This window comes from Cyanobacterium sp. (assembly GCF_054166785.1).
The window spans coordinates 1-14409 of sequence record NZ_JBSZCP010000055.1; the positions used below are offsets into that span (position 1 = coordinate 1).

12 protein-coding genes, 1 tRNA gene and 1 rRNA gene are annotated in these 14409 nt (G+C 38.5%); 5 read left to right on the top strand and 9 right to left on the bottom strand.

Features of this window, described 5'->3' with window-relative positions; all coding sequences use genetic code 11:
* The 4 genes from ACXITR_RS11235 to ACXITR_RS11250 form a co-directional block, all read right to left on the bottom strand.
* Positions 1 to 62, bottom strand: a 16S ribosomal RNA gene (locus ACXITR_RS11235); the annotation flags it as partial.
* 542 nt (positions 63 to 604) lie between these two features.
* The gene (locus ACXITR_RS11240) at positions 605 to 898 is read right to left on the bottom strand and encodes a type II toxin-antitoxin system RelE/ParE family toxin (RefSeq protein ID WP_457997312.1); all 294 of its coding nucleotides are present in this window, start codon (positions 896 to 898) and stop codon (positions 605 to 607) included.
* On the bottom strand, positions 883 to 1071 hold the full coding sequence (locus tag ACXITR_RS11245) for a hypothetical protein (RefSeq protein WP_015224124.1): 189 nt from the start codon (positions 1069 to 1071) through the stop codon (positions 883 to 885). Before ACXITR_RS11245 ends, ACXITR_RS11240 begins: the two co-directional genes overlap by 16 nt.
* Before the next feature lie 68 nt (positions 1072 to 1139).
* The gene (locus ACXITR_RS11250) at positions 1140 to 1586 is read right to left on the bottom strand and encodes a PPC domain-containing protein (protein WP_457997313.1); all 447 of its coding nucleotides are present in this window, start codon (positions 1584 to 1586) and stop codon (positions 1140 to 1142) included.
* Positions 1587 to 1959: 373 nt separating this feature from the next.
* Between ACXITR_RS11250 and ACXITR_RS11255 the strand changes: the two genes are divergently transcribed.
* Entirely contained in the window at positions 1960 to 2670 is a 711-nt protein-coding gene (locus ACXITR_RS11255; RefSeq protein WP_457997314.1) for a PHP domain-containing protein, read from the top strand.
* A gap of 104 nt (positions 2671 to 2774) precedes the next feature.
* Here ACXITR_RS11255 and acsF read toward each other — a convergent pair whose 3' ends face one another.
* Positions 2775 to 3836, bottom strand: a complete 1062-nt coding sequence (gene acsF, locus ACXITR_RS11260) for a magnesium-protoporphyrin IX monomethyl ester (oxidative) cyclase (RefSeq protein ID WP_457997315.1) — start codon at positions 3834 to 3836, stop codon at positions 2775 to 2777.
* Positions 3837 to 4183: 347 nt separating this feature from the next.
* On the opposite strand from acsF, the gene hemF reads away from it, so the two are divergent.
* Both hemF and ppsA read left to right on the top strand, forming a co-directional pair.
* Positions 4184 to 5209 (top strand): oxygen-dependent coproporphyrinogen oxidase, encoded by a 1026-nt coding sequence (gene hemF / locus ACXITR_RS11265; RefSeq protein WP_457997316.1) that lies wholly within the window; start codon positions 4184 to 4186, stop codon positions 5207 to 5209.
* Positions 5210 to 5649: 440 nt separating this feature from the next.
* Positions 5650 to 8157 (top strand): phosphoenolpyruvate synthase, encoded by a 2508-nt coding sequence (gene ppsA / locus ACXITR_RS11270; RefSeq protein ID WP_457997317.1) that lies wholly within the window; start codon positions 5650 to 5652, stop codon positions 8155 to 8157.
* A gap of 110 nt (positions 8158 to 8267) precedes the next feature.
* Here ppsA and ACXITR_RS11275 read toward each other — a convergent pair whose 3' ends face one another.
* Positions 8268 to 10766 (bottom strand): DNA gyrase/topoisomerase IV subunit A, encoded by a 2499-nt coding sequence (locus ACXITR_RS11275; protein WP_457997318.1) that lies wholly within the window; start codon positions 10764 to 10766, stop codon positions 8268 to 8270.
* Positions 10767 to 11408: 642 nt separating this feature from the next.
* On the opposite strand from ACXITR_RS11275, the gene ACXITR_RS11280 reads away from it, so the two are divergent.
* Positions 11409 to 12134 carry a hypothetical protein gene (locus ACXITR_RS11280; protein ID WP_457997319.1) on the top strand — a complete coding sequence of 242 codons (726 nt, stop codon included), beginning with the start codon at positions 11409 to 11411 and terminating at the stop codon, positions 12132 to 12134.
* Between the two features lie 456 nt (positions 12135 to 12590).
* On the top strand, positions 12591 to 12971 hold the full coding sequence (locus tag ACXITR_RS11285; protein WP_457997320.1) for a hypothetical protein: 381 nt from the start codon (positions 12591 to 12593) through the stop codon (positions 12969 to 12971).
* 86 nt (positions 12972 to 13057) lie between these two features.
* Here the strand turns inward: ACXITR_RS11285 and ACXITR_RS11290 are convergent.
* From ACXITR_RS11290 to ACXITR_RS11300, 3 genes are all read right to left on the bottom strand, one after another.
* Positions 13058 to 13130: transfer RNA gene (locus tag ACXITR_RS11290), tRNA-Ala, on the bottom strand.
* Between the two features lie 33 nt (positions 13131 to 13163).
* On the bottom strand, positions 13164 to 13865 hold the full coding sequence (locus ACXITR_RS11295) for an HAD family hydrolase (RefSeq protein ID WP_457997321.1): 702 nt from the start codon (positions 13863 to 13865) through the stop codon (positions 13164 to 13166).
* Between the two features lie 64 nt (positions 13866 to 13929).
* A complete protein-coding gene (locus tag ACXITR_RS11300) occupies positions 13930 to 14394 on the bottom strand; it encodes a phosphoribosyltransferase (protein ID WP_457997322.1) in 465 nt (154 codons plus the stop codon).
* Positions 14395 to 14409: the final 15 nt, after the last annotated feature.

The following is a 14409-nucleotide window of genomic DNA, read 5'->3' on the forward strand; positions in this document are numbered from 1 at the left end:
ACTTGCATGTGTTAGGCATACCGCCAGCGTTCATCCTGAGCCAGGATCAAACTCTCCATTGTAAGTTCCTTTCTACCTTAGTATCCAGTCCCTTATGATTGAAGTAGTTTTACTTGCTCTTCTTTGCAATGTTTAAACCGAAGTTTAAACTTTTTGTTTTGTTTTAAATAAAGTTCTTTGACAAGGATTGGTGTATGTAATACTTGAAAATGGCTTTCAAACTATTGAATTGTCGAGGTTCGTGGTGACTGTCGAAGGCGTGTAACCCTCAATCGCACATATACTAATATAACTAACCTTTTTCAAAATGGCAACTTTTTTTCAATCTTTTTTTCTTTTTTTTACTACTTTCTTTACTCTGTATGGCTTTTACTCTCTCAACTTTTTTCCTAACCGTAGTCTTTGTTACTGTTTTTTTTGTGAAATTCGATAAAAGCAAGGGTTATGAGTGAAGCGGTTGTATGGAGAAAGGATTTTCTGAACAGGATTAGTAGATTGTGACGGGGTTACTAATATTTAATTGTCAGGCTCAGAGTTGTAGTGGTTTTTGACAGTCTAATTTTAATTGGTAGTGATATGGTGGGCATAGCCCACCTACCTATATTTAGTCGGTTAGATATAGAAGTTTTTTCCCGTGAATCACGGCTACTACGGTATAGGTTTCTTTTTCGAGCCGATATATTAAACGATAGCTGTAGGCAAATTGTTCTATGATGGTGGATTCTTCAAATTCAGGTATTAGTCTGCCTTCTTTGCCGTTTTCTGGAAGTTTTTGGGTGATGGTGATAATTCTCTGTACTACGGCGGCGGCATAGGACGGTGAATCTCTTGCGATGTAAGCGGCGATCGCCTCTACGTCCTCTACAGCTTTTAAAGACCAAACTACTCGATAAGCCATTTATTTAACAATCCTTCTACTTCTGCTTGTTGCAAAACTCCTTCGGTATCAGCCACCTGTAAACCTTGGCGCACTTTACCCAAAACATACAAATGATACTGTATATCCTCTACAGTACAATCATCGGGCAATTTTCTCAACATGGACTCTACTTTTTCTTTAGCTGAACTCATAATGATAATGACGATAATAACAATTGATATAAAACCATTGAGAGATAATGGGGTGGGGAAGTAAATTACTAATTTTTCTCCTGAAGTTTCGTGACACGGAGATTAAAGTTGCCATTTCCCGAAAGAGCAAAGGAGCGAACTCTTATAATATATTTACCATCCTCAGCGATACGGGTAAATAATAGAGAGTTAGTAGTACCATCAGGACCGTCATCATTTTCAGCGATGGTTGTACCATCTTCCTTCATTAACACAACAATAGTATCAAATTCATCGGAGGTCAGATCTATTACAATTTGTTCTCCTCTGGCTAAGTTAATGTAATAATCCCTTGCAAATCCGCCCTCTCCTGTGGGAATATCACTCGGGGAAAGGGTATCTTGAATCATGCGATTGTGTTCGATGGGAATGGGATTATAAACTTGTTGAGATGATTGTGCGTTGGCTTTTAGGGAATAATAGGGTAACAGGGTTCCTAATAGCAGTAAGGAAACGTATTTAGGTAAATTAATCATAAAAAGTTAATTGTAAATGAATAGTAATTTTAACTTATTTTTTCTGATAAAAAACTACCAATAATCAACAGTTGAGCGGTAAAACTATATTTGATATTAAATATTCTGTAATTTTTGCAAAAGTCTATAAGCCATGTATAATGGGCATTAGAGATTATGTATTGCAGAAAATCTTCAAATTGTCATGGTTTCACGATGACTTGTTTGTTGGTCATTTAAGTAGCTAATCTAGGTGATAAAAAAGATATATAAGTAATAATACTTAATTTGTTATTTTTGGATAAAAAAAGTAATTATTTAGTGATTTTTTACGGTCAAAACACGATTTTATTTGTTAAATTAAATTTAACAATCTGTAATAATTAACCGATTTATGCTATTAAGCCAAGAAGAAAAAACCCGATGGGTTAACAATCAAAGGTCTCAGGATACAAAGAAATTAGGAGAAGTATGGGCAAATCTTCAGCCCAATAGCTGCCCATTTCAATACAACTTCCATTTACACACCAGTTGCTCTGACGGACAATTAACGCCTGAGTCACTGATTGAACAAGCTATTCAAATTGGTTTACAAGGTTTGGCTATTACGGATCATCATAGTATTAATGGTTTTCATCGCGCCTTATCTTGGATGAAGCAGAAAAAAGAAGTTAATTCGTCTGTATTGTTACCCCATCTTTGGACAGGGGTAGAAATCACTTCTGACTTAAACGGTACTATCGTACATATATTAGGATACGGTTTTAACCCCCATGCTCCTGTGATGAGAAAATACTTGGGAGGATCTAAACCAGAAGGAAGTGATGCTAAGGCGAAACAAGTTATTAATAGTCTTCATGAAGCAGGTGCTTTAGTCGTGTTGGCTCATCCTGCCCGTTATCGTCGTCGTGCGGAGGAGTTAATTCCTGAAGCGAGTTTATTAGGAATTGATGGGGTGGAGAGTTACTATGCGTATGGTAATCCTCAACCCTGGGAACATAGTCGTAAACAAACAAATATTATTAAATCCTTGGCGGAGCAATATAATCTTTTTTGTACTTGTGGTACTGATACCCACGGTAATAATATTTTAGTGCGCCTTTAATTTTTGTTTTTGTCAATTATTTCATTTCAGGTAGTATGTGATATTTCCCACCATGGTATGTGGTATTAATTTTTAGTGGGAAATAGATGAGGTGTGGATATTTTTTAAAGAACAGTCGTTCTTAATTCTTCAGCGTCTTTGGATTTTAGTAGATACAAGCAGAGTAAATTCCAGAAGATTGCTACCATGATAGGTATTTTACGGATGAGTTTGATGAATTGGGGTTGTTTTGATTCTCCAATTTTTTGTAACTGAATATTATGGTCGTTACATTTTTCTAGTCGGGGGAAGAAGGTAGGATTGTCGGTATCAAGGATTACGGGGAATGCTTTGGCGGCGGTTTGATTGGTTTTGATAATTACTTGACGGTCATATTCTTCGGCATCTAAACCAACGGATTGATAAAAGTCTTCCCTTTCGTGGACGGTGAGGGTATGGGTAGCGAAAACGGAAAGAAGGAAAAATTTTGCCCATAGTTTTGCTTTCCACCCTTGCCACATGGATTTTTGGGAGCGTAGGAGGGCGTTGAAAATGTCACCGTGACGGCTTTCATCTTGACACCAATGTTCAAATTTTTTGAAGAGGGGATAAAATTGATAGTCAGGATTTTTTTCGAGGTGACGATACATTAATATATAGCGCCAGTAGCCGATTTTTTCGGAGAGGTAAACGGCGTAAATAATCCACTCGGGTTTAAAGAAGGTATAAACTCTATGTTTGGTTAGGTAGCCTAAATCGAGGGAAATGTTGAAGTCGCCCATGGCTTTGTTTAAAAATCCTGCGTGACGGGCTTCGTCTCTTGCCATTAGGCTAAAAATTTCGGCAAGGAGGGGGTTTCTATCTTTGATACGACGGGAAATTTCTTTAAAGAGGATAAAGCCTGAAAATTCGGAGGTGCAGGAGCGTTCTAAAAATTCAATGAAGGCGGCACGAGTTTCTCCATCTACATGATCCCATGTTTTTTCAAAGTCTTCGTCTCTGATGAAATGATTGCGATTGTAGTCATTTTTCATTTCGGTTAACATGGCTCTCAATTCTTTTTCTTGGCTGGAGATGTCCATGGAGGCGATCGCCTCGAAGTCGGTAGTATAGAATCTAGGGGTTAATAAGGTCTCTTTTATTGCTTTCTTTTTATTGCTTTGGGGTTTAATTACAGCAGATGTCATGTTTAATTACTTAATAGCGATTATATTTCTTAGATTTTATAGTGATTTTATTTTCTTTGCAATTAATTTGTTACATTGCTTAAAGATGTTGGTTTTGGTCAGAGGTGCTGACTTCTTTATTTTTGAAACTTTCTTTCTTATTCTTTTTTGACGTAAGCTCTTGCTTTTGGGTGTTAGTCATACATTAAAGAATACTTAACTGCCCGTGGGGTCAGCATAGCAAGGGTCATGGATTAGTGTTTTCACTTCCTAAACTGTAAAGTTATATTTCAAATACTGGCATTTTTAATATTCATCGCTTTATAGTGATTAATAACATTTACTACTATTTTTTGACAAAAGCTAATATGACCACGGTATTAAATCAACAATCTAATCAAAACAAAATTGATATACCTCAAAACTCCAGAGAAAGAGCAAAGCAGTTTGTAATGGAGTTACAGGACAGAATCTGTCAAGGTTTAGAGGAAATTGATGGTAAGGCTCGTTTTCAAGAAGATAAATGGGAGCGAAAAGAGGGGGGCGGTGGACGCACCAGAGTTATTCGTGATGGAGGAGTTTTTGAACAGGGAGGAGTAAATTTTTCTGAGGTTTGGGGAGATACTCTACCTCCTTCTATCCTGATTCAACGTCCTGAAGGTGCTGGTCATGGTTTTTATGCCACGGGTACATCCATGGTGCTTCACCCTCGTAATCCTTATGTACCTACGGTGCATTTAAATTATCGTTATTTTGAGGCAGGCCCTGTTTGGTGGTTTGGGGGTGGTGCTGATTTGACTCCTTATTATGGATTTGAGGAGGATGCGGTACATTTTCATAAAACTTTGAAAACAGCGTGCGATCGCCATAATCCTGAATATTATCCTGCTTTTAAACAATGGTGTGATGAGTATTTTTATCTTAAACACCGCAAGGAAGCCAGAGGGGTAGGGGGTATTTTCTTTGATTATCAAAATGACGAAGGAAGACTCTATGGAGGCTCTAATAATGAAGGCTTAGCCCATCAATATAGCGAGAAAGTGGGTAAGGTTAACCATAGTTGGGAAGATATATTTGCTTTTGCACAAAGTTGTGGCAATGCTTTCTTACCTTCTTATTTACCGATTGTGGAGCGTCGCAATTCTATGGAATATGGCGAAAGGGAGCGTGACTTCCAATTATATCGTCGTGGGCGTTATGTTGAGTTTAATTTGGTTTATGACCGTGGTACTATTTTTGGCTTACAAACTAATGGACGCACAGAATCTATTTTGATGTCTTTGCCTCCCCTTACCCGTTGGGAATATGGTTATGAGCCAGAAAAAGGAAGCCAAGAAGCACAGTTAACAAACTTCTTCTTACAGCCTAAGGATTGGGCAAGTTTCCAAGGCTAAATTTTCGCAATCCATCTCTTTGTTACATACACTACTTTTCCTCTTCCCCAGTCATTTTCGGATGATTGGGGTTTTTTTATAGAAGATTCGTTAAGTTTTTTGTCAAAGTGAACCATGGTAGTTACTTATTTGCTTTAATGAAGGTAGGCATTTAAAAAACTATAAACTGTTTATAAAATCTTCTAATTAAATTAGGAATGGGCAGAAGTGTCAATTACTTTTCTAATAATAGTTTCATCCAATAATATAGACTATTTATTTAGAAAAATAAAATCCATCAAAGTAGTAAAAGAAACTCGCAAAAAATATTGTTAAAACATTGCCTTATTTAACAGTAAATTGAAGATTTGTTTTATTAATAAAGTCATTATTACTTTGAATTAATGGAGCTATTTCTAAGTATTGGAAGACAACAATAATCATAGAGGAGATCAGTTATTATGATTAACACCGCTTCAGAAAAAGTCCATGGTCAAACCAAAGAAGATGAATTTGTATTGTGGTTTGAGGAAGTTGGCATTGAGGATGTGCCTAGGGTAGGAGGGAAAAATGCTTCCTTGGGAGAGATGATTCAACAGTTGACTAAAAAAGGAGTAAATGTACCCACTGGATTTGCCACTACAGCCCATGCTTATCGTTACTTTGTTAAAAAAGCAGGGATAGAGTCTCAGTTGCGTAGTATTTTTGCGAATTTAGATGTGGATGATCTTGCCAATTTACAGTCCGTGGGTAAACAGGCTAGGGCGTTGGTTTTAAATACTCCTTTTCCTAAAGAATTGGAGTTGGCGATCGCCAATGCGTACTTTAAATTATGCCAAAGATATGGAGCAGATCCTGCTTTGTGTAATGAAAATGAAGAAGTGCAGATGAGAAAGCGGGATTGTGCTTATGATACTGATGTGGCGGTGCGATCGTCGGCGACAGCGGAAGATTTACCTGATGCGAGTTTTGCCGGGCAACAGGAAACCTATCTTAATGTCCATGGGGTAAAAGATGTGCTTGAGTCTTGCCATAAGTGTTTTGCCTCTATTTTTACGGATCGAGCGATTTCCTACCGTACTATGAATAAGTTTGATCACTTTGAAGTAGCCCTCTCGGTGGGGGTTCAAAAAATGGTGCGCTCAGATTTAGCATCCTCTGGGGTAATGTTTAGTATCGACACCGAAACAGGCTTTAAAGATGCGGCTTTTGTAACTGCTGCCTATGGTTTAGGGGAAAACGTGGTACAGGGGGCCGTTAACCCTGATGAGTTTTTTGTGTTTAAACCTACCCTCAAACAAGGTTTTAAACCCATCCTTAATAAGCGTCTCGGTTCTAAGGAAATTAAGATGGTTTATGACTTGGGTGGCGGTAAACAGGTAAAAAACGTGCCTGTATCTGAGCCAAAACGGGAACAATATGCCATCACCGATGATGAAGCCTTAACCCTTGCCAGATGGGCTTGTATTATTGAGGAGCATTACAGCGAAAAACGGGGACAGCTTACCCCCATGGACATTGAATGGGCAAAGGATGGACAAACGGGAGAATTATTTATCGTCCAAGCTCGTCCTGAAACGGTACAGTCTCGCAAGGCGGGTAATGTGCTGAAAGATTATAAACTCCTTGGTAGTGGTAATGTATTGGTAAAAGGTCGTGCGGTGGGAGAAATGATTGGGCAAGGTTTAGCCCGTGTCATTCTCGATGTCCATGAAATCGCCCAGTTTAAAGAAGGGGAAGTTTTGGTGACTAATAAAACTGATCCAGACTGGGAGCCTATTATGAAAAAAGCCAGTGCGATCGTTGCTAATCAAGGGGGGCGCACCTGCCATGCGGCGATCATTGCCCGAGAAATGGGTATTCCCGCCATTGTGGGTTGTGGTGATGCCACGGCTACTTTAAAAACAGGTCAAGATATTACGGTGTCTTGTTCAGAGGGGGAAGAGGGTCGAGTTTATGAGGGTTTAATTCCCTTTGATGTCATTGAAACTCCCCTTGATAATTTACCCACCACCAAGACTAAAATATTGATGAACGTGGGCAACCCAGAGGAGGCGTTTAAGTTGGCTTCTATTCCCTGTGATGGGGTGGGTTTGGCTCGTTTAGAGTTTATCATTGCCAATCATATCAAGGCTCATCCCTTAGCTTTGATGAAGTTTGATGAGTTGACCGATGAAGGGGTAAAAGCGGAAATTACGCACCTGACGAGGGGTTATGAAAACAAAGCTGATTTCTTTGTGGATAAGGTGGCTCAAGGGGTAGGGGCGATCGCAGCGGCGTTCTATCCTAATCCTGTGGTAGTAAGAATGTCTGACTTCAAATCCAATGAATATGCCAACCTTTTAGGGGGTAAAGATTTTGAACCCCACGAAGAAAACCCCATGATTGGCTGGCGTGGTGCTTCCCGTTACTATGACGAAAACTATCGGGATGCCTATGGCTTAGAATGTAAAGCCCTTAAACGGGTACGGGACGACATGGGCTTAACTAACGTAATACCGATGATTCCTTTCTGTCGTACACCCTATGAAGGTCGTCGAGTATTAGCAGAAATGGAAAAACACGGCTTAAAACGGGGGGAAAATGGCTTACAGGTATATGTGATGTGTGAGATACCCAGTAACGTTATTTTAGCGGATCAATTTAGTGAAATCTTTGATGGTTTCTCCATTGGTTCTAACGATTTAACCCAACTTACCCTCGGATTAGATCGAGATTCTTCCCTTGTTGCCCACATTTTTGACGAGCGCAACCAAGCCGTGAAGGATATGGTGAAAATGGTAATTGAAAAAGCCCATAAAAATAACCGTAAAATCGGTATTTGTGGACAAGCACCCAGCGACTATCCCGAATTTGCCCGTTTCCTTGTGGAATTAGGCATTGACTCCATTAGTCTTAACCCTGACTCTGTACTTAAAACTCTCTTAGATATTGCTAAGTTAGAGGAAAAACTAGAGGTCAATAAATAGTTTCTATGTCTCTCTACTATATCTCTGTTTAAAGGAGTATTAAAGTTAAATTTACCCTGACAGTCTCTTGATTGCAGGGTTTTTTGTCGGGTTTTGTTACCCCAATTTAACTAACTCCTTCCCCACCAATTGAGAGCAAAAGTTATCTTTTCTTGGTTCGCTAGTTTTACTACGGATTTTTCCCCGTCATTATTAAATAATTTATTGACATCGATAATTAGTCGTTTATCTAAATCAGTGGTCGCAATAATGGTTTTATGATTATCTGGTACTACCATGGAGACTAAGTTATCTTCCTTGTGTTTAAAGTGGAAACTTTGATTACCTAAACCTCCGCTTTTACCTGTGCCGAGGGGGCGTAAATTATTAACGGGAACAATTTTCCCATAACCCATTTCAGAAAGTAATAATACATTCTCTTTTTTATCTACTACCATTGAACCAATAATTTTTTCTGCAAGTCTCAATTTAACGGCGATATTACCTTGGGCAGATTTACCCATGATGGACATATTTTCATCATTGATGGTATGACGAAGTAAACGCCCTCCGCTGGTGGCGGTAATTAATTCTTGTCCTTCGTGGGCAATAAATAAGGAGTAAAGGGTATCTTTTGGTTTTAGTTTGATGAGGGTGAAGCCCCGATTGCCGATGTTGTCTAGCTCACTGATGGCAATGCGTTTGATAAATCCCCCTGTGGTGAGTAAGACTAGGCTGAGGTGTTGATTTTCAGGGGTGATGGTGATGTAGTTGATGGGTTGATGGTTGTCTTTGGTGGCACTGTCAGAAATTAGTCGGGTGATGATTTGTTTGGTGGGGTGACGGGGAATATCGCTCACCCTGAGGGGGTAGGCTTTTCCGCTATCGAGGATGACAATGATTTCTTTTTTGTCTTTGATTAATTCTTGATGGATAATTAGATCGGTGTTTTTCTTGATCATGGGGGTAGAGGCGATCGCACTTTGGGGTTGCCAATAAATTTTCCCTTTAGCACTAATCTGCACTACGGCATCATCGGTTAATTCTTGACTGGTAATGAGGGGTAGAGAAGGGGCTTGGGATTTAGCTTTACTACTTGAGGTGGGGGTACTTTTTTCGGGGGTAGTTACCGTAATAATTTTGGTACGACGGTTATCACCAAATTTACGTTTATAACTGCGTAATTCTTTTTTGAGGGCTTTTAAAAATTCTTTCCTATCGGCTAATAGTTCTTTTAGTTGATTGATACGGGTGTCTAAATCTTGATACTCCTGTTCTATTTTTTGTCTTTCTAACCCCGTAAGGCGACGCAGAGGCATGGCTAGAATAGAATTTGCTTGGGCTTCTTCAATGCCAAGGGCAGATTGGAGGGTGGCTTTTGCGGTGGTGCCATCGGGGGCATGGCGTAAAATATCGATGACGGTATCGAGGTTGTCAAGGGCTTTGATTAACCCTGCTAGGATAATGGTTTTGTCTTGTTTATCTTCTAATTCGTAGTTATATTGTCTGGTGAGGGTTTGTTCTCTAAATTGTAAAAATTCTTGTAATACTTCTTTGAGGGAAAGTTGACAGGGTTTATTATTTACTAGCCCCAATAGGATGACACCAAAATTATTTTGGAGGGCGGTTTGGCGATAGAGTTGGTTGAGGATGGCTTGGGGGTTAGCGTCTCTTTTTAATTCTATCACTACCCTAATCCCAGTGCGATCGCTCTCATCCCGTAGATCAGCAATATCGTTTATTTTACCCTGATTTACTAAATCAGCTACTTTCTCAATCCATCCTGCTTTGTTTACCTGAAAGGGCAACTCGGTGACGATGATGGCGGTTTTGGCTCGACCACGTTTTTTCTGAGGCTTCAATTCTTCAATGGTAGCCACTCCACGGACGGGAATAATACCTTTCCCTGTCAAATAAGCATCCTTGATTCCTTTTCCATCAAGAATTTCTCCCCCAGTGGGAAAATCGGGGCCAGGGATTAATTTAATAAGTTTCTCATCGCTAATATCAGGTTGATCGATGAGGGCGATTAAACCATCGACAATTTCGTTAAGGTTATGGGGGGGAATGTTGGTTGCCATGCCTACGGCAATACCAGAACAGCCGTTAAGGAGCAAAATAGGTAGTTTGGCAGGTAATACTACGGGTTCTTGTTGAGAGTTATCAAAGTTAGAGCTAAAGTCCACGGTGGACTCATTTACTTCCTCTAGCATGGTTTCAAAGGCGATCGCCCCTAACCTCGTTTCTGTGTAGCGCATGGCGGCCGCTGGATCATTATCCACACTCCCAAAGTTTCCATGACCAGCCAACAGGGGGTAACGGCTAGAAAAGTCCTGTATTAGCCTTACCATGGCATCATACACCGCTTGATCTCCATGGGGGTGGTATTTACCCAACACATCCCCCACTACCCTTGCACACTTGCGAAAAGGGCGATCGGGACTCAATCCTAACTCATACATGGCATACAAAATGCGCCGATGGACAGGTTTTAATCCATCCCGCACATCAGGTAAAGCCCGTCCCACAATCACACTCATGGCATATTCTAAATATGAGCGTTCCATTTCAGTATGTAGTGCCGTAGGAATAACTTGACCTTGATTCAGTAAATTTAATTGTTCAACCATGAGTATTTTTGCTCAGTTAGTACGCTATGAGTGTAATATGACTATTTTTTAGACATTAGCAAACAAATGGCAAGTTACACATTTTTTTTGTAAAACAAAATTTAAGTATTATGAACGAGGCTAATGTTAGGAAATCATAACTATTCTCTTCTCGTCATGATTAACCTTAAGAGTATTGACTTAATCTGATTTAAGCTGTTTTTTCAATTTTCAGTAAATACAACTAAGTGGATAAAACACTAAAATTAAATAAAAAAAGTGACACAAATATAGCAATGGCAATATACTAAGGTTATATAGAAAATAACTTAACCATGTTTTACTGTGTCACTATGTGTATTTTTTATTGCGATAGCCAACATAACACTTAGTTAGATATACTTAAACAGTATCTTAATGTGTTGGTTTAAAATAATTAAATTTACTTATGTGATTTAATACCAACTATAATGAGTGAAATAAAATCAGTTCTTACATTTATACTTTTATCACCATCACCAAAATTCCTTAGTGAATAATCAAAAAAAATATTTAACTAAATGAAATTGATTATAGACAACCATTATCCCCGATCCTAAAATGAAGTACACTTTTTCTTTCTTAACCCGCTATTCTCTGTTCATCATTCCTTTTGGGTTTCTCATGACTGCGGGAATTTTTCAAGAGTCGGCATCTGCTGCTAGCTTGACTCAAATTAATGTTACATTCTGGAGTTCTAAGGGGAAAAATAGTCCTCCTGAAGGTACTTTTATCCCAGTAACAGAAAATAATGATTGTGCAGGTTTTTTTGGTCGTCCTTTTAAAAGATGTGATGTGGGTCAAGGGTTAACTCCTAAAGCTAACATAGCACCTATATTAGCAAAATTAGACACAGGAAGCGGAAAAGATGCGGGATGGACTGTTAATGAAGAAATTTTCTCTAGTAACACTAGAAGCACTTTAATTGATGGATTCACCGTTCAAGATGCATCTGGAAAAACTGGCACTCGAGCAACGGGAAATTCTGGAAAATGGTCTTTTGATGGTAGTATCCCAGACTTAAATACCAGTGGTCGCAATATACCTGGCATAACTCACTGGTCATCTAAAAGTAGTACGGGTTTTGTTCTCTCTTGGATAGTAGATCGTGATGATGAAACCACAACTCAAGTATGTAATCTTGGTAATCTTGCTGACCCCAATAACTATAATAGAAACTGTTTAAATGCGGCTCTTATTGTAAGTTCTGGTAATTGGAGCACCCCTACTAGTCAGGGATTATCTCACATCTCATTTTATGGAAAAGAAATTCCTGAGCCTAGCACCGCTATCCCTGCAATATTTTTATTTGGTTTAGCAGGCCTGTATGGTCGCAAGAAATCTGCTTAATGGATAACTGAAATCTATTTATAACAAAGTTTAGTCTTTTCATCTTCAATATCCTCGCAACTAATTTTTTTATAGTTTGCCGTGCTTACCCTGCGTGTTTTTACGGAGGCTTTTTTGTTTTTAACCTTTTTGTATGAAGAGTTTGTAAAGCCTATCAGAGCTTTTTCCATAGAAAACTGAGAGAATAATGATATTAAGTAAAGAAATGTAACAAGTAGTCCTAGTAAGATTAAAAAAACCTTTGAAAGCAATAAGAATAAGGGAAAAATAGATTTTTATAGCATAGTTTTTAGGGAAAGTTGTAACGAAATATTGCAAAAACCTTCATTTCCATTTTAGTTATCTTATACTGACAATATAGAAAAAAACTTTTCACGCTTTTGACTTTTTGATTCGGGGCGTAGTGTTTTAAAAAAAATCTTTGTTGTCTTTAATAAATAGAAGGAGTACCAGATAATGCAAATATCTCACCGAGACGGTTGGCAAAATAATTATTTCGTTGCGATCGCCAAGAATTTCCTACTTTGGACATTTACCCTTACAGTATGTTTCTTGGTAGTAGGGTTTCCAGTGGTGGTGATTTTAATGACCGTGGGAATTTTGGGAGCGATCATATTACAGTCAATCTTACCCGCCAGTGCTATTTTAGTAGTAACAGGTAGTATTTTAGGATCTACGGCGATCGCCATTCTCTTTGGTTCCTTAATGCTAACCTTAAAAGGAATTGATCCCCATGATGTAAGATGGCTTGGTTGGCTTCACGACCACGAAGCAAAACAACAAACCCTAGCAATGTTCGCTTCTTGCCCTCTCACTTGTGATATTAAGCATATTTAATTCTCATTGAAATTAAGTAAATCTTTATTAATCCATCATGACTAAAACACATAACCCGACCATCCATCGGGTTTTTTTCTGCTATATGGAGCATAGGGGAATCGAACCCCTCACCTCTGCGGTGCGATCGCAGCACTCTACCAAATGAGCTAATGCCCCAAATTTCGACCATATATAAGTATATATCAAAAATCAATCCCGTGCTAATACCTCACTAACTAAATCTAAATCTAACTCTGCAAGCTGATCAACACACCAATCAGCCTTACGATGAAGTAGATGAAAAGGATAGGTATGGGTAATGCCCACTACTTGCATCTTGGCATTTTTTGCCCCTTCAATTCCCGCTGGAGTATCTTCTATAACCAAGCAGTTATTGGCTTTCAATTGTAAATCAGGATATTTTTGGTTTAATTTATCCATGGCTAACAGATAAGCATCAGGTTGAGGCTGACGGGCTTCAATATCTTCCCCTGTAACGATGACATCGAAATATTCTTTTATTTTTGCCTTATCAAGAATAAACTCTACCTCATCCCTAGAAGCCCCTGTGACAATGGCAAGACGGAGGCATTTTTCAGGCATCTGACGGATAAAACCTATAACAGTTTCATACAATGGAATTTTCTCCATTCCCTCAATCATTAAACGATAGTCTTGGGATTTTTTGATGGATAGTCGATCTAAATAGTCATTGCTAACTACACGACCTTTTTTTTCTAGTATATCTTTTAAACAAAAACGATCGCACCTACCAAAACATAAATTATAATAATCATCCCCTGAAGGTCTTAAATTTTCACCAATTAATAAATCGCTGACTAACTGACGATGAATATTTTCATCATTGATGATAACACCACTAAAATCAAATAGAATTGCCTTCAAAGTCATTTACGTTCGCTTTTTGATAAAATTTAATACTAAAAAATGGGATAAAAAATATTTGAAATTATAATTAATTTTCAAAAGGTTGAATTATCCAAAAGTCTGAGGGAGTAATACTATGATAATAATCTGGTTGAAATTGAGAATGGGATTTCTGCCAAATAACCGCCGTATCAACTTCCACTTTATACTCTCGGATCAACTTTTCTTTAATAGCCTTTAGGGTGACACCACTATCTACCAAATCATCTACTAATAAAATTTTACCACAGGGCTTTTCCACCCAAGAAAATTCTCCCATGGTCAATGCCTGCTGTTGATGATTTACATCGGAATAACTTTTGGTGGCAATAACTCCCAAGGGTATATTAAATCGGCGAGAAAGATAATCTCCTAAATAATATCCTCCTCGTATAATGGCGATCGCCTGAGTATAAGACTTATTATCATTAATGATAGCCTGAGCCACCGTTTCACAATAACCCCAAAACTCATCCCAATTACAAATTAACTGCTTTTCTTGATTTTTCTCCATGACTTCCTATTATTG